The organism is Streptosporangium sp. NPDC023615 (assembly GCF_040640155.1).
Taxonomy (GTDB): domain Bacteria; phylum Actinomycetota; class Actinomycetes; order Streptosporangiales; family Streptosporangiaceae; genus Streptosporangium.
This window is the reverse complement of record NZ_JBFABE010000020.1, coordinates 62,729-85,956: the sequence shown is the minus strand read 5'-3', so window position 1 is coordinate 85,956 and position 23,228 is coordinate 62,729. Positions and strand designations below refer to the sequence as shown.

20 protein-coding genes are annotated in these 23,228 nt (G+C 70.4%); 13 read left to right on the top strand and 7 right to left on the bottom strand.

The features are described from left to right. The first annotated feature begins 161 nt into the window (after positions 1-161). On the top strand, positions 162-968 hold the full coding sequence (locus tag AB0G16_RS17050; protein ID WP_362805469.1) for an SDR family NAD(P)-dependent oxidoreductase: 807 nt from the start codon (positions 162-164) through the stop codon (positions 966-968). A 188-nt stretch (positions 969-1,156) separates the two neighbouring features. Further along, complete coding sequence (locus AB0G16_RS17045; RefSeq protein WP_362805467.1) at positions 1,157-2,185, top strand: acyltransferase family protein; 1,029 nt, start codon at positions 1,157-1,159, stop codon at positions 2,183-2,185. Between the two features lie 68 nt (positions 2,186-2,253). Here the strand turns inward: AB0G16_RS17045 and AB0G16_RS17040 are convergent, their stop codons facing one another. Beyond that, positions 2,254-4,239, bottom strand: coding sequence for an NAD(P)-binding protein (locus AB0G16_RS17040; protein WP_362805465.1), 1,986 nt, complete (start codon positions 4,237-4,239; stop codon positions 2,254-2,256). Positions 4,240-4,572: 333 nt separating this feature from the next. Between AB0G16_RS17040 and AB0G16_RS17035 the strand changes: the two genes are divergently transcribed. Beyond that, a complete protein-coding gene (locus tag AB0G16_RS17035) occupies positions 4,573-4,845 on the top strand; it encodes a GlsB/YeaQ/YmgE family stress response membrane protein (protein ID WP_362805463.1) in 273 nt (90 codons plus the stop codon). 135 nt (positions 4,846-4,980) lie between these two features. Here AB0G16_RS17035 and AB0G16_RS17030 read toward each other — a convergent pair whose 3' ends face one another. Together AB0G16_RS17030 and AB0G16_RS17025 are read right to left on the bottom strand one after the other, a co-directional pair. Continuing rightward, on the bottom strand, positions 4,981-5,553 hold the full coding sequence (locus tag AB0G16_RS17030) for a dihydrofolate reductase family protein (RefSeq protein WP_362805461.1): 573 nt from the start codon (positions 5,551-5,553) through the stop codon (positions 4,981-4,983). Positions 5,554-5,639: 86 nt separating this feature from the next. After that, positions 5,640-6,206, bottom strand: a complete 567-nt coding sequence (locus tag AB0G16_RS17025; protein ID WP_362805459.1) for a pyridoxamine 5'-phosphate oxidase family protein — start codon at positions 6,204-6,206, stop codon at positions 5,640-5,642. A 110-nt stretch (positions 6,207-6,316) separates the two neighbouring features. On the opposite strand from AB0G16_RS17025, the gene AB0G16_RS17020 reads away from it, so the two are divergent. Then, positions 6,317-7,213 carry a LysR family transcriptional regulator gene (locus tag AB0G16_RS17020; RefSeq protein ID WP_362805456.1) on the top strand — a complete coding sequence of 299 codons (897 nt, stop codon included), beginning with the start codon at positions 6,317-6,319 and terminating at the stop codon, positions 7,211-7,213. Between the two features lie 213 nt (positions 7,214-7,426). On the opposite strand, the gene AB0G16_RS17015 is transcribed toward AB0G16_RS17020, so the two are convergent. Both AB0G16_RS17015 and AB0G16_RS17010 read right to left on the bottom strand, forming a co-directional pair. After that, positions 7,427-7,630, bottom strand: coding sequence for a DUF397 domain-containing protein (locus tag AB0G16_RS17015; protein ID WP_362805454.1), 204 nt, complete (start codon positions 7,628-7,630; stop codon positions 7,427-7,429). Continuing rightward, complete coding sequence (locus tag AB0G16_RS17010; protein ID WP_362805452.1) at positions 7,623-8,186, bottom strand: DUF5753 domain-containing protein; 564 nt, start codon at positions 8,184-8,186, stop codon at positions 7,623-7,625. The genes AB0G16_RS17015 and AB0G16_RS17010 overlap by 8 nt, the downstream gene beginning before the upstream one ends. Here AB0G16_RS17010 and AB0G16_RS17005 point away from each other — a divergent pair. From AB0G16_RS17005 to AB0G16_RS16985, 5 genes are all read left to right on the top strand, one after another. After that, on the top strand, positions 8,177-8,464 hold the full coding sequence (locus AB0G16_RS17005) for a hypothetical protein (protein ID WP_362805450.1): 288 nt from the start codon (positions 8,177-8,179) through the stop codon (positions 8,462-8,464). The two genes, AB0G16_RS17010 and AB0G16_RS17005, sit on opposite strands and share 10 nt — an antisense overlap. Then, positions 8,461-8,952 (top strand): ATP-binding protein, encoded by a 492-nt coding sequence (locus tag AB0G16_RS17000; RefSeq protein WP_362805448.1) that lies wholly within the window; start codon positions 8,461-8,463, stop codon positions 8,950-8,952. Before AB0G16_RS17005 ends, AB0G16_RS17000 begins: the two co-directional genes overlap by 4 nt. A gap of 194 nt (positions 8,953-9,146) precedes the next feature. Next, entirely contained in the window at positions 9,147-10,406 is a 1,260-nt protein-coding gene (locus tag AB0G16_RS16995; protein ID WP_362805446.1) for an AAA family ATPase, read from the top strand. Next, positions 10,403-11,068, top strand: coding sequence for an RloB family protein (locus AB0G16_RS16990; RefSeq protein WP_362805444.1), 666 nt, complete (start codon positions 10,403-10,405; stop codon positions 11,066-11,068). Before AB0G16_RS16995 ends, AB0G16_RS16990 begins: the two co-directional genes overlap by 4 nt. Positions 11,069-11,528: 460 nt before the next feature. Continuing rightward, positions 11,529-12,776: a hypothetical protein gene (locus tag AB0G16_RS16985; protein ID WP_362805442.1), complete on the top strand. Its 1,248-nt coding sequence runs from the start codon at positions 11,529-11,531 to the stop codon at positions 12,774-12,776. A gap of 510 nt (positions 12,777-13,286) precedes the next feature. Here AB0G16_RS16985 and AB0G16_RS16980 read toward each other — a convergent pair. Both AB0G16_RS16980 and wecB read right to left on the bottom strand, forming a co-directional pair. Next, positions 13,287-15,344: a glycosyltransferase gene (locus AB0G16_RS16980; RefSeq protein WP_362805440.1), complete on the bottom strand. Its 2,058-nt coding sequence runs from the start codon at positions 15,342-15,344 to the stop codon at positions 13,287-13,289. Positions 15,345-15,407: 63 nt separating this feature from the next. Then, entirely contained in the window at positions 15,408-16,577 is a 1,170-nt protein-coding gene (gene wecB / locus AB0G16_RS16975) for a UDP-N-acetylglucosamine 2-epimerase (non-hydrolyzing) (protein ID WP_362805438.1), read from the bottom strand. A gap of 167 nt (positions 16,578-16,744) precedes the next feature. On the opposite strand from wecB, the gene AB0G16_RS16970 reads away from it, so the two are divergent. The 4 genes from AB0G16_RS16970 (at position 16,745) to AB0G16_RS16955 (ending at position 23,210) form a co-directional block, all read left to right on the top strand. Further along, on the top strand, positions 16,745-18,790 hold the full coding sequence (locus AB0G16_RS16970; protein ID WP_362805436.1) for a glycosyltransferase: 2,046 nt from the start codon (positions 16,745-16,747) through the stop codon (positions 18,788-18,790). Positions 18,791-18,919: 129 nt separating this feature from the next. Beyond that, entirely contained in the window at positions 18,920-20,182 is a 1,263-nt protein-coding gene (locus AB0G16_RS16965) for a nucleotide sugar dehydrogenase (protein ID WP_362805434.1), read from the top strand. Positions 20,183-20,201: 19 nt separating this feature from the next. Further along, complete coding sequence (locus tag AB0G16_RS16960; RefSeq protein WP_362805432.1) at positions 20,202-21,290, top strand: glycosyltransferase; 1,089 nt, start codon at positions 20,202-20,204, stop codon at positions 21,288-21,290. 63 nt (positions 21,291-21,353) lie between these two features. After that, on the top strand, positions 21,354-23,210 hold the full coding sequence (locus tag AB0G16_RS16955) for a DUF4434 domain-containing protein (protein WP_362805430.1): 1,857 nt from the start codon (positions 21,354-21,356) through the stop codon (positions 23,208-23,210). Positions 23,211-23,228 lie beyond the last annotated feature (18 nt).

Below are 23,228 nucleotides of genomic sequence, written 5' to 3'. Positions count from 1 at the left end.
GAAAATCTTGAACCGAATCGAGCGGTTCCTAGAGCCCATGTCCACTCGTCCCAACCCCTGAGCGTGTGGAGGCTCGTGCCGCTTTGGGATGGATTACGCCTCCGGAAGATCGCACAGGAGACTAGCACCGAATAAGGTTTCCGCGCAGGGGGAGGGATTTGATGATTAGTGTTATTACGGGGGCTAGTGCCGGAATCGGCGAGGCGGCCGCCGTGGAACTCGCCCGGCGCGGGCAGGACGTGGTCCTGGTCGGCCGCGACCCCGGCAGGACGGCGCGGGCGGCGGAGCGGGTGCGGGCGGTGAGCGACCGGGTCCCGGACACCTTCACCTGTGACTACACCCGCCTGGACGACGTGCGCGAACTCGCCGCGACACTGCGCTCGCGCTACGGGCGGATCGACGTCCTGGTCAACAACGCCGGGGTGATGACCACCGAACGCACGCTCACCCCCGACGGTCACGAGACGATGATCCAGGTCAACCACCTGGCCCCCTTCCTGCTGACGACCCTGCTGCTCGACCGGCTGGGGAGCCGGGTGATCACCACCTCCTCCCGGGCGGCCAGGACCGGGCGGCTGGACCCCTCCGACCTCGACCGCGAGCGCCGCCGCTGGAGCGGCTGGCTGCAGTACGGCGACTCCAAGCAGGCGGGAGCCCTCTTCACGGTCGAGCTGGCCCGGCGTCTGGAGGGCACCGGGGTCACCGCGACCTGCTTCCACCCCGGGGTGATCAAGACGGAGTTCGCCCCGGCCACGTTCATGATGTGGATGGTGAAGAACGTCCCCGGCATGGGCCGGAGCGTGGAGGAGGGGGCGAGCACCATGGTCCATCTGGCCACGCATCCGGACGGCGCCGCCCACCCCGGCCGGTACTTCGCCAAGAGCGCCCCGGCCGCCGTCCCCGCCAGGATGAGCGACCCCGCGCTGGCCCGCGCCCTCTGGGAGGCCAGCGCCACCGCGGTCGCCTGACCACCGCCTCGGTGGGACACCCGGCGGCCTCACCCGGCTGACACGGTCTCACCCGGTGACACCGCCTCGCCTCGCCCGGGGACACGGCCCCGGCCGGGCGACCGGCGCCGGCCGGTCGCGTACCGGCCGCCCGGAGGTCACCGGCCGTTCGCCGTGCGTTGGGCGGGCGCGGCTACGGTCCGAGGGTTGTGAGCGCCCCAACCCCGCTGCGGGTCGTCCTTCCGCCCGCCACGCGAAGGGACCCCTTCTTCGACAACGCCAAGTTCCTGGCGATCACGCTGGTCGTCTCGGGGCACCTGATCGAGGACCTGCGGGACGTGCCGGTCGCGCACGCGGCCTACTTCTACGTCTACGTCTTCCACATGCCGCTGTTCATCGTGCTCAGCGGCTACCTGTCGCGGAACTTCACCTTCTCCTCGGGCAAGGCGCGCAAGCTGATCAGCACCCTCGCCGTGCCGTACGTCATCTTCGAGCTGCTCTACTCGCTGCCGCGCCTCGTCCTGTACGGCAAGCTCGACATCAGCCTCCTGGACCCGTACTACCTGACCTGGTTCCTGATGTCGCTGTTCCTGTGGCGGCTCTCCACCCCGGTCTGGCAGCAGCTCAGGTGGCCGCTCGTGGTGGCGGTCGGGCTGTCGCTGCTGTCGGGCATGAGCAGGCTCCCCGACGAGCTGTCGATGAACCGCACCCTCGGCCTGCTCCCGTTCTACGTGCTCGGGCTCATGCTGCGTCCCGAGCACTTCGCGTGGCTGCGGCGGCGACCGGTGCGGATCGCCGGGGCGGTCACGCTCGCCGCCGGGGCGGTGGCGGCGCTCGTCCTGCACACCCACGTCAAGACCGAGTGGATCCGCTGGCGGCACGCCAACGACGTGATCGGCGTCGACGACCTCACCGGCAGTCTGATCCGCCTCGGCATGCTGGCGGCGGGCGCGCTTCTCGTCGCCGCCTTCCTGGCGGTCACCCCGTCCCGGCACACCCGCTACTCCGGGCTCGGCACGGCCACCATGTACGCCTATCTCCTCCACGGCATGGTGGTGAAGGTCGCCGAGCGCTTCTACGGGGACTGGTCGCAGACCGTGCCGGGAGTGGTGGCCGTGGCGCTCCTCGGGGCGGGGCTCGCCGCCCTGCTGTGCACGACACCGGTGCGGCGCGCCACCCGCTGGGCGGTCGAACCGGACATGAGCTGGGCCTTCACCCGGCTCAGGAGACCGGCCTGACCCGCCCGGACCTCCCCACGATCCCCGTGCCTCCCGCGGCCCCCGGCGCCTCCCGCGCCCCCCGCGGTTCAGCCCTGCAACTCCGCGACCGCCCGATAGGCCGCGGTGACCGCCGCGTCCGTGCGGGCCGAGGGCACGGAGTCGGAGTTGGCGATCGCGATCCGGCCGTGCGTCCGGCGGGCGGTGGCCGCGGGCGGGTGGCCGTCGGGATAGAACGCCAGGTCCCACGGGGTGGCGTACTCGGGCGCGTAGCCGTGCCCCCAGCGGCTGACGGTGATCGCCTCGATGTCGAGGGCCGGGTCGAACCCCGCCGGGCCGAGGAGCCGGGCGAGCTGGTCGCGGATGCCGTACTCCAGGTAGTGGTAGGGCGTCGCCATCAGGGCGTACCTCCCCGAGACCGAGCCCAGCGCGGGGGACATGCCGGGCGTGACGGGAGCGCCGGCCATGTGCACGGTGATCGGCTCGTCCGGCCTGACCGGACCGTCCCCGCGCCGGCGGCCGCCCGGCCCGGAGGGGGCGGCGAGCCCGGCCGCGCACCAGTACGCGCCGGTGAAACGGGTGTGCCTGATCCCGAGCTCCCTCCAGGCCCGCCACCGGCGGAGCCGGACCTCCGCGTGCACCACCGGGACCTTGATCGCCCGATGCAGCGCCACCCGTTGCGCGGACGGCAGGTCGCCGACCAGGTAGGGGATCACCGCGTTCCAGCAGGCCATGATCACCCCACCGGCCCGCACGGACCGCACCCGCTCACCGTCGACGTAGCCGACCGTGGCCGAGACCGCCGTCCCGGCCGGGCCGTCGTTGGCCGCCGAGACCACCGGGCTGCGCAGGCGCACGCGGACCCGGTTCCCCGGCCGGTCGAGCACGGTGTGGTCGAAGAGCGCGGTCATGATGCCCTCGGCGCCGGTGGCGGTGGCGAAGCCGGGGATCATCCGGGCGATCATCATCCGGACGATCGCCTGGTTGCCCCCGGGGAAGCGGCAGGCGGGGGACTCACCCGCCCCCCACTCCTTGATCACGGTGGGGGAGTTGTACCGGGACGGCTTGGACCTGTCGAGTCCCAGCCCCGCAAACCCGGCGTACCGGTACTCGTCGGCCTCTCCCCAGGCGTCGATCGCGCCCAGCGCGTCGGATCCGTAACCCCGCCTCTCGACCGGCATGGTCCTGACGAATCTCAGCACGTCCGGGTGGACCCCGCAGACGCTCCCGAGGAAACCCGAGTAGGTCAGCCGGGACAGCCGTTCCTGCTTCTCCTCGGGGGACAGGCCCGGGAACCAGTCGGGCGGGTCGCGGTACAGCCTCAGCAGGTCCCTTCTGGCCTGCTCGGTCACGGGGAGATCGGTGATCCACCGCCCGGCCCGCCCCGGGGTGAACACGACCAGCCTCTCGGAGGAGAACGTCTCCCGGTCGCAGAAGACGCTGTCGTGCATCGGCGTGTCCGGGTACGGGTCGTGGTCGGCGTGCCTGCCGGGTCCGCGGGAGCGGAGACCCAGCTTGCCGAGCAGTTCCCTGCCCTCCGGTGTCCACGCCGCCTGCTCCTCGGCGCATCCTGCCCCGTCGTACGCCACCGGAGACCCTCCCCTGCCACCCGCGGGGGACCCGTGGCGCAGGGCGTGCCCGCCGATCTCCTCGTGGTCGTCCAGGATCAGGATCCGCGCCCTCGGGGCCTGCTCCAGCCACCGGTACGCCGCGCTGACACCGCTGACCCCGGCGCCGACCACGACCAGGTCGTAGTGCTCGCCGGTGGGCTCGGGGGTGCCCGCCGGCGGCCGGAACCGGGGGTCGCGCAGGACACGGGCGAGACCGGCAGGTCCCGTGCCCCCGCCGCGCGAGCCCAGGGGTGGAGACGGGTGGAGGACGGTGCCCACCGGCCAGTGCGCGCGTACGAGGCGGTCCCGCCCGCCGTGGCCGTCCCGCCCTTCCGGACGGGGCGGGGAGCACGCCGCGATCCCGGCGGTCGCGATGACCCCGTCGACGATGTCTCGACGGGAGATGAGCCGGTCCATGCCGAGTTCCAGAGCCTTACGTGGGTTGATCTCGCGAGGATCGGTCATGGGGCGATCCTCCCTATCTGAAGGGATCTCGCCGACCGCCGCGCTGGGCATCCGAGAAGTTTTTACCCATGCCTTTGGCTGTCTTTTATGACATATCCCCTATAAGGCTTATCGAAAGACGTCTGTCGACTAAAACGGATAAATGGGTATCATGCGACCGTATCCCCGGCGGTGCCGTCGGTCGGGTCCGGCTCCCCGGCGGTGCCATGACCGACCGGACCACTACGTGACGGTTCCGTGACCGGCGGCTATCGATTGAGATCACTCCGTTATGTGTTGTTCCTCTTTTCCAGGGCATACGCCTGGCAGCTGAGCAGACAGGGAGCGTGGAACATGACAATCACCGGCATCATCACCGCCATCGTCATCGGTGCCATCATCGGTTTCCTGGGCCGGCTCGTCGTGCCCGGCAAGCAGGGCATCCCGATCTGGCTGACGATCGTGGTCGGCATCGTCGCCGCCTTCATCGGCACCGCGATCGCCAGGGCCATCGGGGTCGACAGCACGTCCGGGATCGACTGGATCGAGATCCTCCTCCAGGTCGCCGTCGCCGCGGTCGGTGTCATCCTGGCGGTGAACCTCTACGGCAGGCGCGGGGTTCGCTAGTACGTGACCGGGGGTGGCCGGTTCCCAAGGGGAGATCCCGAGGGAATCCGGAGACCACCACCCCCGGCACCGCGACGCCCCCGCCCGGAGTCATCCGGGCGGGGGCGTCGTCGCGTTCCGCGCCGCCCGCACGCCTCACCCCTGCCCGGCGTCCCTGACGCCGTAGCGCAGATGGACCACGCCGTTGCCGAAGCGCCGCTCGTCCAGCAGTTCCAGGTCGACGCGCACGTCGCCGGGGAAGAACGCGGTGCCGCCGCCGACGATCGCCGGTCCGACGAACAGGTGGTACTCGTCGACCAGTCCGGCCCGGATCGCCTGCGCCGCCAGGTGCGGCCCGGCGACGGCGATGTCGAGCTCGGTCTCGTCCTTCAGCCTCCGCACCGCCTCGGGGTCGAACGTCCGCTCGATCCGGGTCCGCCCGCCGGTCACCTCGCGCAGCGTCGTGGAGTAGACGATCTTCTCGGCGGCCTGCCAGACCCGCGCCCACTCCAGGATGAACGGCTCCTGACCGGGCACCGTGTGCGCGGTCTCCCAGTAGGACATCGTGTCGTACATCCGGCGGCCGTACAGGTACGTGCCGATCGACCGCCCGTGCTCGTTGACGAACCGGTGCGACTCCTCATCGGGACGGCCCCAGCCGAAGTCACCGTCCCTGTCGCTCGTGTAGCCGTCGAGCGACGTGATCATGGAATAGACGAGCTTGCCCACGGTGTGCCTTCTTTCCCGTACCGACGATGAATCTCACGATCGACGTGCGCCCCGCGCGGGACGCCCGCGGCCATGGCCGGGCCCTCCTACCGGGGGCGGGTGACGTGGAGCCGCGCGTCGGTGACGTTGTCGAAGCGCGAGTCCCCACCCCGGATCAGGACGAAGTGCCTTCGCACGTCGGCACCGTAGGCCAGCAGGGAGCCGGACGGCGCGAGGTCGTCTCCGGTGAGCTCCTTGCCCGCGGGAAGGCGGGCGTTGAGCGCCGCCACGGCCTCGGCGGGATCGTCGGCGGGGCCGGCGGTCGCCTCCAGGTAGAGCGCCTCGGCGCCGCCCACGGGCGCGTGGGAGTCGAAGACCGTGACGGCCACGTCCGGGCGTTCGGCGATGTTGCGGGAGTGCCTGCTGTCCGGTGACGACACCCAGAAGAGCCGGTCCTCGTCGCGGACGGCGAAGAAGACGGGGGTGGCCCACGGACGCCCCCGGCCGTCGGCGGTGGCGAGCACGAGGTAGCGGTTGTCGCCGAGCAACCGGGGAACCGTCTCCCACATGCCGGTCACCGGCCGGGCGAGAGGCCCGGCGGTGAGATCCTCGATCGGTGCGGTCCCGTGCCCACCCGCGGGCGCCGGCCCGCCCGCCGCGCTCGTGTCCGTCATCGTCCCTCCCGTGATCTTCGATGTGCCGCCCATCCTCGCGCTCACCGTCGGGTCTCATCAATCACGAAATCTGGAACAATTGTTCGCCCCTGCTGAAGAATGAGGGAACGGTGGAGCGTCAGGACATCGAGGTGTTCCTCGTGCTCGCCGAGGAGCTGCACTTCGCGCGTACGGCCGAACGTCTCCACGTCTCGGCCGCGACGATCAGCCAGACCGTCGCCAAGCTGGAGCGCCGGTTCGGCGCGCCGCTGTTCCACCGCACCACCCGCCGGGTCGAGCTGACCCCGCTCGGCAGGCAACTCCTGGACGACCTGCGGCCCGCGCACGCGCAGGTCCAGGCCGCGATCGCACGGGCGACCGCGGCGGGGCACGGCATCGTCGGCACGCTGGACGTGGGCTACATGTCGGCCGCGGTGGCCCAGGTCCTCCTGCCGTTCGCCGACGGCTTCCGCCGCCGCGTGCCCGGCCGCCGGGTGGCCATCCGCGAGACCGCGCTCGCCGACCTCTTCGGCCCCCTCCGCCGGGAGGAGGTCGACCTGTCGGTGCTGCCCCTGCCGGTCCGGGAGCCGGACCTCGCCGCCGGGCCGGTGCTGCTGTCGGAGCCGGTGATGCTCGCCGTTCCCGAGGACCACCGGCTGGCGCGCCGCAGCCGCGTCGGCCACGACGAGATCGCGCGCGAGAGGGTCTTCTTCGCCGACGACCTGCCCGGCTACTGGATCGATCACCATCTGCCGGTGCCCGGCCGCGACACCGTGTCCCTGCCCGGCTTCCAGGAGATCCTCGCCTACGTCACCTCGGGCCACGGCGTCGCCCTCGTCGGCGCCCAGACGCCGGACCTCTACCCGCGCCCCGGCCTGGTCTGCGTCCCCGTGGAGGGCGACGCCACGTTCGACTACGCCGTGGTCTGGCGCCCCGACCGCCTCAGGCCCATCGCCGAGGCCTTCCTCCACCACCTCACGCCGCCGTCCGGTCCCCAGAAACCCCGGGCCGGACATGCGCGATCATGACAGGGGTGGTCGCGCCCTGCCCTGAGGCCGACCGGTTCCCCTTCGCCGTGGTGTCGCGGAAGGCTCGCTCACGGTCCTGCGTCCACACACGACGCCTCACCGGCCGAAGAGGACCTGACCTGATCGCACGATGACCTTCGGAAGACCTGACGGTGCTCCGGCCCGGGCGGGCGCGTCACCATGGCCCGGGACGTCTTCGGACCGCCTCCCCGCTCAGGGGCGTGCGTCGAAGTCTCCAGTCTTGACGCGGCCGAGGAAGGCGGTCCAGTCACGTGGCGAGAAGACGAGCGTGGCACCGCCAGGGTCCTTGGAGTCGCGGACGGCCACCAAGCCCGGGACGGAAGCGACTTCGACGCAGTTGTTGCCGCTGCCGCTCAGACTGCTCTTGTGCCAGAGGACATTCGTCAGATCAGTCATGGGATAACCGCTCCTTCGCCTCGGTGATCAGCCCCATGGACGCTTCCGGGGACAGAGCCGCATCACAGATGCGTGCGAATGCCATTTTATAGCGATCTACCTGATCTGAGCTTTCGATATAGACGTCACCGGCCGTGCCTTCGACGTAGGCGACGGCGGGGTCGATCTCTTCCGTGAAGGACAGGACAGTGAACGCCCCCTCCAGGCCGGCATGCGCCCCGGCGCTGTAGGGAAGAACCCGAATCGTCACATTGGAACGCCGTGCGGCAGTCAACAGCGCTTCCAACTGGTCACGCATCAGCGCAGAATTCCCGATAGGACGACGAATGACGCCTTCGTCTATCACCGCGTAAAGCTCCGGCGCATCAGGTCGGTTGAGCAGTGTGCGGCGTGCCATACGGGCCCTGACTCGCCGATGGACGTCTTCGCCGTCATACGGTCCGGGCCTCCCGGCGCCGATCACCACGCGAGCATAGTCCTCGGTCTGCAGTAGACCCGGAACAAGCTGCACCTCCCATTGATGGATAGGCAGTAGGAGGCCGACACGTGAACACACGAGATCCGCAGGAGGAGTTCGTTCATCTGGTGAGGCTGGGCTGGGATCTGCGGAAGCTGGGGGTCGGCGCCTCGCTGGTACTTCCTCGGGCAGGACAACCGATCCTGGAGGTCATGTCCGGGAGCCAGACCCGTGTCCGCATCACGGTCGTCCGTCGAGACCGGGGATGGGTCTTCGTCTGGCGCCCCTGGTGGGCCCGGGTGTGGCGGCCCGGTGAAGCGGTGTGGGCCGAAGCCGACAACGCGGCCGACGTCATCGTCTCGGCGGCGATCGCATGAGCACACCCGCACAGGCCGCCTGCCGGTACGAGCGGCAGTGGACGACCTCGGACCGCTGGGCCGTCCTGCACCCGCTGGGTCACGCCGAGTTCGCGGGAACCCCCTCCTCGGTCGCGACGATGCGCGCCTGGGCGCGACACCTTCTGAACGGAAGAGTCTCCGACACCGCCCTCGACGACGTGGTGTTGCTGCTCAGCGAGGTCGTGACGAACTCCGTCGTCCACTCCGGCTCCGGCCGTAGGGCGGCAGGATCGGTGACGGTGTGCCTGGGCCTCGGCGGCGGCATGGTGCACGCCGAAGTGATCGACGAGGGCTCGGCGACCAGCCTGCCCTTCGTCCGCGCGTCCGGACTCGACAGCGACGGCGGGCGCGGCCTGTTCCCGGTGGAGGCCATGGCCACCGGCTGGGGCGTCCACCACGACACCGACGCGGGCACCGCCGTCTGGTTTCGCGTCGCGGCCGACGGAAGCGACCCCCTCCCCACCTGACCGACCACCACCTTCCGCGAATCCTCGGCCACGGCGAGCACGACGGCGCACCGAGCAGACGGGCATGCCGCGTACCGTGAGTGACATCGGTGCGACGAGCCCTTCTCGAAACTCATCAAAGCGTGATCGTCGCCGGAGCGCGCCACTTGAAGATCGGACAGTTACCCTAACCATGGGGTGAAAGGAGGGACAGCGTGCTGCTCCGGTTCCGTGTCGCCAACGTGCGGTCGTTACGCGACGAGCAGGAGCTGTCCTTCGTCGTCCCCGAACACGAGCCGAGCGCGGTGGCGCGGGAGACAGCACTCGGTGGGAGCCGTTCCGCAGGCGTTCTCCCGCTGGTCGGCATCTTCGGCGCCAACGCCTCGGGAAAATCGAATGTCCTGGCCGCACTGACCGATATGCGAGCGGCAGTTCTCGACTCTTATGCCCACTGGGCCTCGTTCGAGGGAACCCAGCGCAAGCCCTACGGGCTCGATCCCAAGGGCGAGAGCGAGCCGAGCTTCTTCGAGGCCGACCTCGTGCTGGACGAGGTGCGCTGGACGTACGGATTCGAGCTGAGCTCAAGACGCGTCGAGGCCGAGTGGATCCACAGCTACCCCCGAGGTCACCGTCAGGTGTGGCTCGACCGTGACGCCTCGCGAGCCGGGGTGTACGAATGGCCGGGCAATCGGATCAAGGACCGGGCACAGCTGGCCAAGCGCACACGCTCCAACACATTGGTGCTGTCCACAGCCGGTACCGACAACCACCCGCAACTCTCGGCGCTCTTCCACTGGTTCCGTCGCAACCTGCGGATCGTCAACCCGGAGGAGGAGCGCGAGCAACGGGAGGAGTTCACCCTGCGAGAGCTCTCCGGCAGCCGCGCAGGCCGGATCAACGAACTGCTGAGGGTGGCGGATCTGGGGATCACCGGCGCAGAGGTCGTCCAGGAGGGCAAGAACCGGCCGACGGTGCGGCTGTCCCACCGGTCGGCCGCCGAGGACGTCGCCTTCGACTGGCGGAGTGAGTCGTTCGGCACTCGATCCTGGTTCGCGCTGCTCGGCCCCCTGCTGCTGGCGCTCGATGAGGGGGCCGTACTGCTCGTCGACGAGCTGGACGCGAGCCTGCACCCGCGATTCGCCGCCGAGGTCGTCCGGCTCTTCCACGACCCGCACGCCAACCCCGGGGGCGCGCAGCTCGTCTTCACCTCACACGATCCGTCGCTGCTCACCACCCCAAGCGGGGAGCGGCTGTTGGAACCGGGTCAGGTGTGGCTGACGGAGAAGGACAAGGGCGGCGCCACGGAACTTTATCCCCTGACGGCAGCCGAACCGGGAGAGGACGAGAACCTGATGGAGTCCTACCTTGCCGGAGCTTTCGGCGGGGTTCCCTCCGTCGTGGAGGGACAGTTCGCCCGGCGGTTGTCCGCCGTGAGCACGCGCAGGCACCGGCACACCGCAGAGCGGGCTCAATGACGCGTGCGCGAGGGAAGGACGTGCTGGAGCCGTCCGGACAGCGGCGCGACAAGCGCAACCGGGTCGTTCACGTCTTCACCGAAGGCAGGCTCACCGAGCCTTCGTACATCGACATCATGAAGCAGCTTCTCAGCGAGCAGAGGCTACCTGTCGAGGTGCACATCGCGAACGCCGGTGCAGGGGGTTCCCAGCGCAAGCCGATCGACCTGGTCGAGGCGGCGGTGCCGCTCATGCACAGGCTGACCCGCGAGGCGGAGCGCAACCGGCTGCGGGAGGAGATCCGTCCCCAGGTCTGGTGCCTGTTCGACCGGGACGACCACCAAGAACTCGGTCGAGCCTTCAAACAGGCTCGCCAGGGAAAGGTCCGCATCGCCTTCTCGCACCCATGCTTCGAGGTATGGAGACTTCTGCACCACAAAGATGTGGCCGGCACCTTCAACCAGGTGTGTGACCTGGTGACCGATCGCCTTCCTTTCAGGAACGAGGCGGAAAAGATCAAGGAGGTGTACGCGGAGCAGGTCATGGGCCGCTACACCGAGGCGAAGCGACGCGCCCTCCGGATGAACGCCCAGCACGGCGACCATGTGCCCCTGCCGAACCGCGACCCGTACACCGACGTCTTCCACTTCGTCGAGCAGGGCCTCGGGATCACCTCCTACTGAAGCCCGATGCGGCGATCGTTTCCTCTTCAACGCGCTGCCACCGTGGGGTCCCTACGTCATATCGGAGTCGTACGGTGGCCAAGCGCACGCTCGCCCAGCCGGAGCGGGTGGGCGTTCCTGACAGGAGACTTTCATCAGCGTCCGTTCTGCCGAGCCGGAGGGCAAATCAAGCGCAATTCCCCTATTAGATCTTGTTATGTGACGCTTAGGTGTCACATGTACTACTGGCAGTATTCGCGCGGTGAGCGGACGCTGATCCAGGACCAGGCCGGGGCGGCGGCTCCCAGGACGTACCCGTCCCCGGCCGGTACTCGTGGTGTCGTGGCGAGCGTGGTCCAGGTAGGGCCGCGTCGCTCGCGGATGGACAGGGGCCCGGCCGGGGTCCCGGCCGGGGCGGTGCGGAGAGACCGAACTGGAGACCCCCTTCGTGAGTTCCCCTCCCTCTTTGCGCGTCCGCCGTGTGTGCGTGCTTCTGGCCGCGCTCGTACTGCCCGTACTGGGTCCGCAGGTCATCGCCCCGCCGACGGCTCATGCCGCGTTCCCCGGTGTCAACGGCAAGATCTACATCACCGATCAGGGCGGCGAACCGGACAAGGAGATCTACTCGATCAATCCTGACGGGACCGGCCTGGCCAAGGTCGTCGACAACGCCGTCGATGACGGCAACGCGGTCGTGAATGCCACCAACACCAAGATCGCCTTCACCCGGTTCACCGACACCCAGCACCTGTGGACGATGGACGTAGACGGCACCGGAGAGGTCCAGATCAGCACCGAGGGCATCCTCGACAGCAGGATCGACTGGTCCCCGGACGGCACCAAAATCGTCTACGGCACCTTCGGCGGGCTGAAGGTCATCGACGCTGACGGGACCGGCGCGACCGCCCTGGGCGTCAGCGGCTCTTTCCCCGCCTGGTCACCCGACGGCACCAAGATCGTCTACGGTTCGAACAGAAACCTGTACACCGTCAACCCCGACGGCACCGGCGTGACCCAGCTGACGAGTGTGCCCTCCGGTAGCGACGCGTTCGGGCCCGACTGGTCCCCGGACAGCGCCAAGATCGCTTTCGGGCTGGGACCGATCATGGGAGGCGGTGGGCAGATCCACACGATCAACGCCGACGGCAGTGGGCTGACCAACATCTCCAACGACGCCGTCGGCGCCGACACCCCGCAGTGGTCACCCGACGGCACCAAGATCGCCTACAACTCCAACGGCGACATCTACACGATGAACGCCGACGGCACCGGCAAGACCCTGCTGTCGGGTGTGCCGGGCTTCCAGTTCGCCACCGACTGGGCCCCCGCCGGCGTCCCGCCAACGGCCGACACCGACGTCGACCTGGGCGCCCAGCCCAACCTCGGCATTCTGATCCCCTACCTGCGCTACACCCTGACCGCCCGCAACAACGGCCCCAACGCGGTCACCTCCGCCACCGTGAAGGCCACCCTGCCGCCCGGCGCGTCCGCCACGAACCTGTCGGCCGGCTGCACCGCCGCGGGATCCACGGTCACCTGTGCTTACGGCGCCATCGCCCACGGGACCTCTGTGAACAAGACGTTCCGGGTGCCGCTGTCACTGCTGTCGCTCGGCACCGTCACCGTCACCGGAACCCGCACCACCAGCGCCCCGGCCGACCCCAACCCGGCCAACGACAACGCCTCGGCCAACTGCACCGTCGTCTCCCTCGTCCTGGTCATCTGCTGACCACCCAGGCCCGAGTGATCGACTCCTAGCAAGCCGCTCCTGGTCACCGGCAGCCGACCGACTGCCGGTGAGCGGGAGCTGCCGGCCGAGGCCTGAGGACATCGGTCGGACGAGATGTGACGGTTACGGCGAGCACGCTGCGCTCCTTCCCGCACCGACGCGTCAGCTACGGCGACGGACCCTGGACGACCCGTACGGATCGCTTCAGCGTCGCAGAGCCCGATGGGCGGCCCGCGAGAAATCCGCTACGGACCGCAGGCGTACGGCGAGGAAAGACGTGCGCGGAGGTGGGTGGGTGCTCCGGACGGCTTATAAAGGCCCGCGACCGGCGCGCCCGCCAGGCCGGAGGCCTGAACCCACCGGACCGCCACCGACGACGGCCGCCCGGAGCACCCGCCCACCGGAGCGCGAACACAGCACCCACCGGCCGGACAACCGACGAACACCGCTACACGCCTGGCGAAACGGTCGTTCGTATCCGTTCCTCAGGAAAGAACCGCTCCACCAACGTCAGATCATGACGTGGTCGTCGGGGCGGCCCGCGAAGGAGAACTGCGCGTTGCGGGTGAGCTTGATGTCGTCGGCCTGCCAGGTGTGCATGCCCGCGTCACCGCTGCGCCAGTAGACGAAGTTGAACCGGTCGGCGGAGTAGATCTTCACCCGGTCCTCCTTCAGCCGGCGCACCAGCCGGGTGTCCTCGCCTCGGGTGACGTCCTCGAACCCGTAGTGCCGGAACATGTCGGCCTTGCCGAGGAAGGTGCCGCCCTGCACCAGGAAGGCGTAGCGGTGCTCCAGCCCCGGCAGGCGCAGCATGGTGGCGTTGCTGCCCTCGAAGTAGGCGTAGTGCGCGCCCTTGCCCACCAGCTCGGCGTCGGAGTAGTCGAAGGCGCGCGCCAGGTCCGACAGGTAGTGCTCGCCGTAGAGGTTGTCGTCGTCCATCTTGGCGATCAGGTCGCCCTCGGCGGCGGCGATGCCCATGTTCAGGCACGCGCCCAGCGACAGCGACCGGTCGGCGGGCAGCACCACGACGTCGGTGATCCCGGCCATCCGCGCCTTGTCGGCCACCACCACGGGGTCGATGTCCAGCCCGTGCAGCACCATGACGAGCTGGACGGGCCGATGGACCTGCCGGGCCACCGAGGAGATCGCGTGCTCGATCTGGGAGGCGCGGTTGGTGGGCAGCACCACCGAGATCGACCGGGTCCGCTGCTCGACGGGCCTGCCGAGGACCGTCAGGATCTGGTCCACCCGGTGCGAGAACAGGTGCTTGTCGAAGACCTCGCGCATGGCCAGGTGCCCCTGACGGGCCCGCAGCTCGGGGCTGTTGATCAGGTGCAGGACCTGGTTGTAGGACTCCAGCTCGTCACGGGCGATCGGGATCAGCGACCCGAACGTCTCCTCGATGGCACGGGACCAGCCCGAGACGACCGACGTCGAGCAGGCCGACAGCTCGAAGACCCGGCGGGCGCACATGGTCGGCGATTCCAGCACCGAGTTCACGTTCAGGAAGACCTTGTACATCTTGTACGCGGCCAGCATCCGGTCGTACGGAAGCTCGCCCACGATGTGCGGGACGTACTCCTTGGGCCAGGCGTACTTCTCGTCCACGGTCCCGTTGCGGGCGAAGATGTGCAGGCCGAGCTCGCGGATCGGGGCGAGCACCGTCTCCATCTGCTCGCGCCGCTCGGGGTGCTTGTCCCGGAAGTACATGCCCGCGAAGACCACGTCGTGCACGCGTCCGCGCTTGTCCTGGATCGGGTTGTGCACCCGGGGCTGCGCGGCGAACTGCAGCACGTCCACCCGGTCGTGCCCCAGCACCTCGCGGTAGCGGGGGACCATGTCGCCGTCACAGGTGAAGACATGATCGAACAGTTTGGCCGTGTCGATGAAGAAGTCGAAGTTCGGCGGGTCCTCCTTGTTCCAGAAGACCGAGGGGATCCCCTCGGCGCGGCACCAGTCGAGCAGGGCGCGCAGCTCCGCCTTGGGGGCGTTCGTCCCGGTCATCTGGTAGCGCCACCGGCCCTGGTTGCCGTACCAGGCCGACTCCACGAACAACAGCTCCGGCCGCCGCTCGGCGAAGATCTCCGGCCAGTCGCGGAGCCCGAACTCGATCTGGTCCCACTCGTAGCGGAACGCCATCCGGGAGAAGTCGTCCAGAATGACCGCGACCTTCAAGTCGGAACGGACGATCGGTCCCACAGGCCACTTGACCTCCGGAACGTCCACCGACGGTCCCCGCCGGTCGAGCTCCTCGATCACCTCGGTCACCGGCCGGGGCGGCTTCGGCCCGCGCCGCGCCTGCATGGCCGAGCGCAGTTTCCCCGGCAGCGCGCCGACCCCCGACCCCTTGGCCGCGGTGAGCGCCTCGGCCACCCGGTAGGGGCGCTGGACCTTGGTGGACTCCAGCTTCCACTGGGCGTAGTCGGCCTTGGCCTCGGCGATGGCCAGGCGCCGCTCCAGGTCCCGGACACGCTCCTCGAAGCGTTCGACGGTCTTGCGCTCCTCGGGCAGCCAGTTGATCGGCCCGAGACGCTGGAACTTCGGCTCTTCGGGGGTCTCTTCGCTCATGGGGGATCGCCTTTGTCCGGGGTCGTGCCAGGGTACGGCGTCAGCCGCGCCGCGATAGACGCTTTAGAGGGATTTGGGCGATACGGATTGCCCGGCCGGTGAGAGGTTGCCGCCGCGCAGCCAGGTCTCGATCACCCGGGCGATCCGGGGACCGGCCTTGCCGTCCCAGAGCGGGGGCAGCTCGCCCGAGGGCGTCACGGCGCCGTCGGCCAGCGCCCGGTCGGCGGCGGCGGGAAGCTGCGCAGGGGTGACCAGACGATTGGTACCGTGCGTGATGGTGATCGGCCGCTCGGTGTTGGGCCGCACGGTCAGGCAGGGGACGCCCAGCATGGTCGTCTCCTCCTGCACGCCGCCGGAGTCGGTGACGACCAGCGTCGCGCCCCGCACCAGCGACAGGAAGTCCACGTACCCCAGCGGATCGACGATGCGCAGGTTCTCGGAGTCGACCAGCCCGGCCTCGGCCAGGCGGGTGCGCCCGCGCGGGTGCAGCGGCACCACGAGCGGCAGGCGCGCGCTCACCTCCAGCACGGCGTCGACCAGCTCCTTGGCGGAGGCGGGGTCGTCGACGTTTCCGGGGCGGTGCAGGGTGGCGACCCCGTACCGCTCGGGAAGGCCGAGCCGGGAGCGGACCGGCGCGGGGTCGAGGCGGTCCAGCGCCGAGAAGAGGCTGTCGATCATCGGGTTGCCGACGAGGTGGACCCTGGCGGGGTCGACGCCCTCGGCGGCCAGGTGGGAGAGCGCGTCCGGCGAGGTGGCGAAGAGGATGTCGGACAGGGCGTCGGTGACGATCCGGTTGACCTCCTCGGGCATCTCCCGGTCGAAGGAGCGCAGCCCCGCCTCCACGTGCGCGGTCGGCACGTGCAGCTTGGCGCAGACGAGGATCGCGGCCAGCGTCGAGTTCACGTCGCCGTAGACGACGACCAGCGCCGGCCGCTGCTCGGTCATCACGTCCTCCAGCCCGACCAGCAGGGCCGCCGTCTGGCGGGCGTGCGAGCCGGAACCGACGGCCAGGTTGGCGATCGGCTCGGGGAGGCCGAGGTCGGCGAAGAAGACGTCCGACATCAGCGCGTCGTAGTGCTGGCCGGTGTGCACGATGCCCTGCCGCACGCCCGCCTCGGCGAGCGCGCGCACCACCGGGGCGGCCTTGACGAAGTTGGGGCGTGCTCCGAGCACGTGCAGGACGAGGGGATCGCCGGGGTCCTGAGCAGCGCCCGGATGGGCAGAGTCCCTCATTGACCTCGCCTTTCATGCGGCAGTGGGGCAAACCTTGCCTATGGTACGGTCACCGCGTGGTATCCGATGCCAGCAGGCCAGACTCCCCCTCGGTTCCGGCGAACTCGGCCCCGGCGAAGCCACCGGGCCGGCCGACGCCCTCGGTTCCGTCGAGCCCCTACCCGCCGGTGACACCCCCGGCGGTCGAGGCGACGTCTCCTTCAGATTCAGAGGCCACGTCCCCGGTCGTCGAGGCGACGTCTCCCGCCGAGGCGACATCCCCGGCCGTAGAGCCGCCCACGGAGACCGACGCGGACGCCGCCACCCCGGACGCCGCCACCCCGGACGCTGACGCGCCACAGGCCCCGGAAGCGGACACGGACACCCCCCGGACCCCGGCCGAGGACGCGCCACAGCGCCCGAAGACGGACACGGGCCCGCCGCAGTCCACAGACGCGGACCCGCCGAAGAACGCCGAGGACCACGCCCCCGGCACCCCCGCCCCCTCCGAGACCCCCCTCGACGACGCCGACCCCGGCACGGTCACCGTCGAGCCGGTCTCACCGGTCGCGGACGCCTCCCAGGTGACCGGCGTGCCCTCGGTGTCGGCGAAGTCGTCCCGGGCCGGGCTGCGCGGCCTGCTCAGGGGATTCGTCCAGCACCCGGTGATCGTCTCCCGCGTCGTGGTGACGAAGGTCAAGTCCGACCCGGTACGGGTGGCGCAGGCCGCCGCCGAGACGCTGCCGCCGCGGATGCGCCCGGTCGTGGGCCGGTTCGCCTGGCCGGTCGCGCGCCGCGCCAGGGTCGTCGTCCGCAAGCTCGGCATGCGCATGGTGAAGGGCCCCTGGGCCGAGGCCAAGGAGCACTTCGACTCCGGCCGGATGAGCGAGGCCGTCGCGGTGCTGCAGGCGCACACCCGGTACCCCTTCATCAAGCGCCGGGCCGCCTACTACGCGGGCGAGCTGGCCGCGATCCAGCCGAACCCGATCCCGCCCAAGGGCAAGGTGATCGTGGGCGAGCGGTTCCCCGGCCGGGTGCTGCACTGCGTGACCAACGCGCTGCCGTACACGCAGGCCGGGTACACCGTGCGCACGCACCGGATCGTCACCTCGCAGAAGGCCGCCGGCCTGGACCCGCACGTCGTGACGAGCTGGGGCTGGCCGATGATGCAGGGCCACGCCGACGCGACGCCGTACGAGGAGATCGACGGGATCCCCTACCACCGGCTGATCCCCAGCGGCGAGGTGCCCTTCGAGAGCCACGGGCGCATGATCCGGGGCGCCGGCGAGGTGACCGAGCTGGTGCGGACCCTGCGGCCGCAGGTGCTGCACGCCGCGACCGATCACCGCAACGGCTCGGTGGCGCTGGCGGTGCGCGAGCGGACCGGCACGCCGATGGTGTACGAGGTGCGGGGCTTCCTGGAGGAGACCTGGGCCTCCCGCGACCCCAAGCGGGTCGGCAGCCAGCGGCACCTGCTGCAGCGCGACCGCGAGGCGTTCATCATGCGCTCGGCCGACGCGGTCGTCACCCTGGCCGAGACGATGGCCACGGAGATCGCCGAACGCGGGGTGCCCCGGGAGAAGATCTATCTCGCGCCGAACGCGGTGGACGACGCGCTGCTCGCCGCCGACTACGACGGCGCGGCCTTCCGCGCCGCCTACGGTATCGAGCCCGGCGAGATCGTGATGGGCTCGGTCTCCAGCATCGTGGCCTACGAGGGTTTCGCCACCATGATCAACGCCGCCGCGCTGCTGCGCGACGAGGGCGCGCCGGTCAGGGTGCTGCTCGTCGGGGACGGCGCCGAGCGCCCGGCCCTGCTGGAGCAGATCGAGGAGCTCCGGCTGGGCGACGTCGCGATCCTGCCCGGCCGCGTCGGCCCGGACGAGGCGCTGCAGGCCCAGGCCGCCATCGACATCTTCGTCTGCCCCCGAGAGGACCTGCGGGTGTGCCGCCTGGTCACGCCGCTGAAGCCGGTCGAGGCGATGGCGCTGGGCAAGCCGGTCGTGCTCAGCGACCTGCCGGCCCTGTCGGAGCTGGTCGGCTCGGAGGGCGCAGGGCTGCTGGTGCCCGCCGGGGACCCGGAGGCGCTGGCCAAGGCCATCGCCGGGCTCCGCGACGACCCGGCCCGCAGGGCCGAGATGGGCGAGGCCGGGCGGGCCGAGGTGGCGGCCAAGCGGACGTGGAGCCGCATCGCAGCCACGTACCGTGACATTTACCAATCGATCGCCGGTTGATGGTCTCATGTTGGTAACGGGGATGCCGTCCGTTTGCGATGGGTTCAATCGCATTAGGCGTGGCTCGTTCGTACTTGAGATAGCCTTTGCGACCATGAAGTGTTGTTTCCGGCTTTCCAAGGTCATCCTGTGACTGCCTACGACCTGGCAGTCATCGGTCTGGGCTACGTCGGCATGCCCCTGGCCAAGGAGGCCACGGCGGCGGGTCTGCGGGTCGTCGGCCTGGACCTCGACCCCGACAAGGTCGAGGCCCTCAACGCCGGCAGGTCCTACATCGACGACCTGACCGACGCCGACCTGGAGCACATGCTGGCGGCCGGGTTCACCGCCACGCTGGACGAGGCCGTGCTGTCCGACAGCGCGACCGTCGTCATCTGCGTGCCGACCCCGCTGGACGAGGACCACCGCCCCGACCTGTCGTCGGTCGAGGGCGCCACCGGCACCGTCGCCCGCAACCTGCGCGCGGGCACGCTGGTCGTCCTGGAGTCCACCACCTGGCCCGGCACCACCGACGAGGTCGCCCGTCCCATCCTGGAGACCTCCGGCCTGACCGCGGGCACCGACTTCCACCTCGCCTTCTCGCCCGAGCGCATCGACCCGGGCAACCCCAAGTACGGCCTGCGCAACACCCCCAAGGTCGTCGGCGGCTACACCCCGGCCTGCAAGGACCGCGCGGTCGCGTTCTACGCCCGCTTCGTCGAGCAGGTCGTGCCGGTCAGCGGCACCCGCGAGGCCGAGATGGCCAAGCTGCTGGAGAACACCTACCGCCACGTCAACATCGCCCTGGTCAACGAGATGGCGATCTTCTGCGACGAGCTGGGCGTCGACCTGTGGGAGTCGATCGAGGCCGCGGCCACCAAGCCGTTCGGCTTCCAGAAGTTCCTCCCCGGCCCCGGGGTCGGCGGTCACTGCATCCCGGTCGACCCGTCCTACCTCTCCTACACGGTCCGCAAGCTCGGCTACCCGTTCCGGTTCGTCGAGCTGGCCCAGGAGATCAACGAGCGGATGCCGTCGTACGTGGTCGCCCGCGTGCAGCGCCTGCTCAACCGGCACCGCAAGCCCGTCAACGGCTCCCGGGTGGTGCTGCTCGGCGTGACCTACAAGCCCGACATCGCCGACGAGCGCGAGACCCCGGCGCTGCCGGTCGCGCGGGCGCTGCTGGAACTGGGCGCGGAACTGGTCTTCGTCGACCCCTACGTCAAGGAGTGGCGGGTCGACGACGTCCAGGTGACGCGTGAGGAAGACCTCGCGACGGCGGTCGCCGAAGCCGACGTGACGCTGCTGCTCCAGCAGCACGCCGCCTTCGACCTCTCCGTCGTCGAGGACCACGGCAAGCTCGTGCTCGACACCCGCGGCGTGCTCGCCGAGGGTGAACGCGTCGAGCGGCTCTAGCGACGGAGGGCTGCGCGCAGTGCACGTGCTCGTCATGACGGTGGTGCATCACCCCGAGGACGCCCGGATCCTGCACCGGCAGATCCGCGCGCTCGTGGACGCCGGTCATGAGGTCACGTACGCGGCCCCGTACACGGCGCGGGGCGTGATGGCCCGCTCCTGGGTGAACGGCGTCGACCTCCCCCGCGCCGCCGAGCGCAAGCGGCTCTCGGCCGTCCGCGCCGCGCGCAAGGTCTTCAAGAGGATGCGCGGCCAGGTCGACCTGGTCGTCGTCCACGACCCCGAGCTGCTGCTCGCGGTCGTGGGCGTGCGCAAGCGGCCCCCGGTGGTCTGGGACGTTCACGAGGACACCCCGGCCACGCTCTCGCTGAAGCCCTGGCTGCCGGCGTTCCTGCGTCCGCCGGTGCGGTTCCTGGCCCGCCTGCTGGAGGGCACGGCCGAGCGGCACCTGCACCTGCTGCTGGCCGAGACCGCCTACGCCGGGCGGTTCCGCCAGGCCCACCTGGTGGTCCCCAACGAGACCTGGGTGCCCGACGAGGTGACCCCGCCCGGCGACGACCGCGTCGTCTACCTGGGGTGGCTGTCGGAGGCGCGCGGGGTGCGCGAGGCCGTCGAGGTGGCCCGGCTGCTCCAGCCGTACCGGGTGGCGGTCGAGCTGATCGGCTACGCCGACCCGCAGTCGCGGCCGATGCTGAACGAGGCGGTGGCCGAGGGCGTGCTGGAGTGGCGCGACTTCATGCCGAACGACGAGGCGCTCAAGCGGCTCGACGGCGCGCTGGCCGGCCTGTCGCTGCTGCACGACGAGCCCAACTACCGGCACTCCATGCCCACGAAGATCATGGAGTACATGGCCCACGGCATCCCGGTGATCACCACCCCGTCGCCGCGCGCGGTGGAGCTGGTGGAGCGCTACGACAGCGGCGTGGTCGTGCCCTGGCGCGACCCCAAGGCGGTGGCCCAGGCCGTGCTCTCCCTGCGCGACGACGCCCGGGAGCGGCATGCGCGGGGCGCCCGCGGGTACGCGGCGGCCCGTGCGAACCACCACTGGCCCAACTCGGCCCGCCGTTTCGTCGCCCAGCTGGAGGCGTGGGCGGGCGTCAAGAGCTGACGACGTCCCGCACGACCGAGCTCCTTATGTCTGCCTGATCACGAGAACGGTAGTGTCCTGAACGTGCGCTGGCTCATCGCTTTCCTGGGCGCGGCGATCCTCGTCGCCGTGGCGGTGTTCGTGGTGACCATGCCTGCCGGGGACGACTCCCCGACCGGCCGGAGCACGTCGGCGGCGGCCTCCTCCCGGTCGGCGGCCCCCCCGGCCGCGTCGTCCCCGTCCGCCTCGGCCCCGGTGCCCGGGACGACGGAGTTCACCGACCCGTGTGGAACGTTCGACACGGCCACCCGCGCGCCGTACGCGGTCACCGGCTACTGGCTGATCCCCACCGCCGACCACTGCACCTGGCGGCGGCAGTTCCGGGCCATCCACGAGGTGGGCGGCGACACCGTGATCCGGATCGGCTGGGGGCTGCAGGCCCGCCGGCTCGACGACGCCGGCCGGGTGCTGAGCGGCGACGGCGAGATCGACCCGCGCTACGAGCCCTGCGAGGAGGACGGGGTGCCGTGCGCGCTGGCGGCGGAGAACGACCTCAAGGCCGCCAACCCCGGCAACCGGGTGAGCTGGACGTTCGTCTACCGCACCGACGAGGCGTTCGGCCCCGGCCTGTTCCGCTGCCCCGAGTTCGAGCGGAGGATCGTCACGAGGAAGACCGTCTTCTACCGGATCGTCGCCACCGACGACGGCACCGACGACGCGAGCTGCGCGAACATCAGGGCCAAGGGGCGCGGCTACCACGTGATCCTGGTCGCCGGCGCGCACGAGGACAGCCTCACCGAGCTGCTCGACCTCGGCGACAAGTTCGGGGTGAAGGTCTTCCCGGCGCTGCCGCTGGCCCCCCGCGACCCGGCGCAGAAGACCCGCGCCGCCAAGCAGGGCACCGACACGCTCACCACCCTCACCCGGCGGATCCTGCAGGACTACGGCACCCGCTTCCAGGACCGCGCGTCGCTGGGCGGCTTCTACCAGCCGTTCGAGCTGCAGATGCGCGACATGAAGTACGCCGGCGACGCCGAGGACGACCACCCCACGCTCAAGGTGTACGCCTCCCAGCACGGGATCGTCGAGCAGGAGATGCCCGGCAGGCCCGTCCTGGTCAGCCCCTACCTCGACGCGCGCAGGAAGCGGCCCTTCAGCGCCACCCCCAAGCAGGTCGCCCGGGGGTTCGAGGCCCTGGCCAGGACCGGCGTCGGGATCGTCGCGCCGCAGGACAGCCGGGGCACCGGGAAGGTCGGGCTGTTCTGGCCGGACGAGCGCGGGAAGAAGGTCGACGAGCGGCTGCGGACGGTCGTCGGCGAGGAGACCAACGGCGACGCCTACCACGGCTCGACCCGCGACTACTACCGGGAGATGTACCTGGCCCGCAACAGGATGGTCGAGCAGGGCCACGACGTGCAGCTCTGGGCCAACGTCGAGTCGTTCGAGCCGTCCGGCGGCGAGGAGGAGCCGTGCGCGGCCGGCTCCGGCCGGGGACGCACCGACAAGGAGCGGCTGGACACGGCCGTGACCCAGGTCGGGCGCTACGTCTCCAAGGTCGTCTCCTACATGTGGAGCGACTTCTACACCTGCGGCTCGCCGTCCCTGGCCGAGGAGATCGCCCGCGACCACGACCGGCCCATCGCGGCCGACGCGGTGCGCGTGCGGCGCGACATCCAGGACGGCGTGGAGATCCGCGGGTACGGCATCCCGATGGGCTCCACGGTCTCGATCACCTGGGAGGGGCGCGAGGAGCCCCACGTCGTCGCCGTGGCCGGGGTCGACCTGACCGCCCCGCCGCCCGACCTGCCGCTGGGGATGCGGACGGCGTGGATCCCGTTCGACTGGTCCCGGGTGCCGGAGGACACCTGGATCCGTCTGACGGTCATCGCGCCCGACGGACGCGCCGCCGCCGGGCCGCTGCACGTCCGCGCGCAGACCTGACCGGGGTGTAACGTGCCT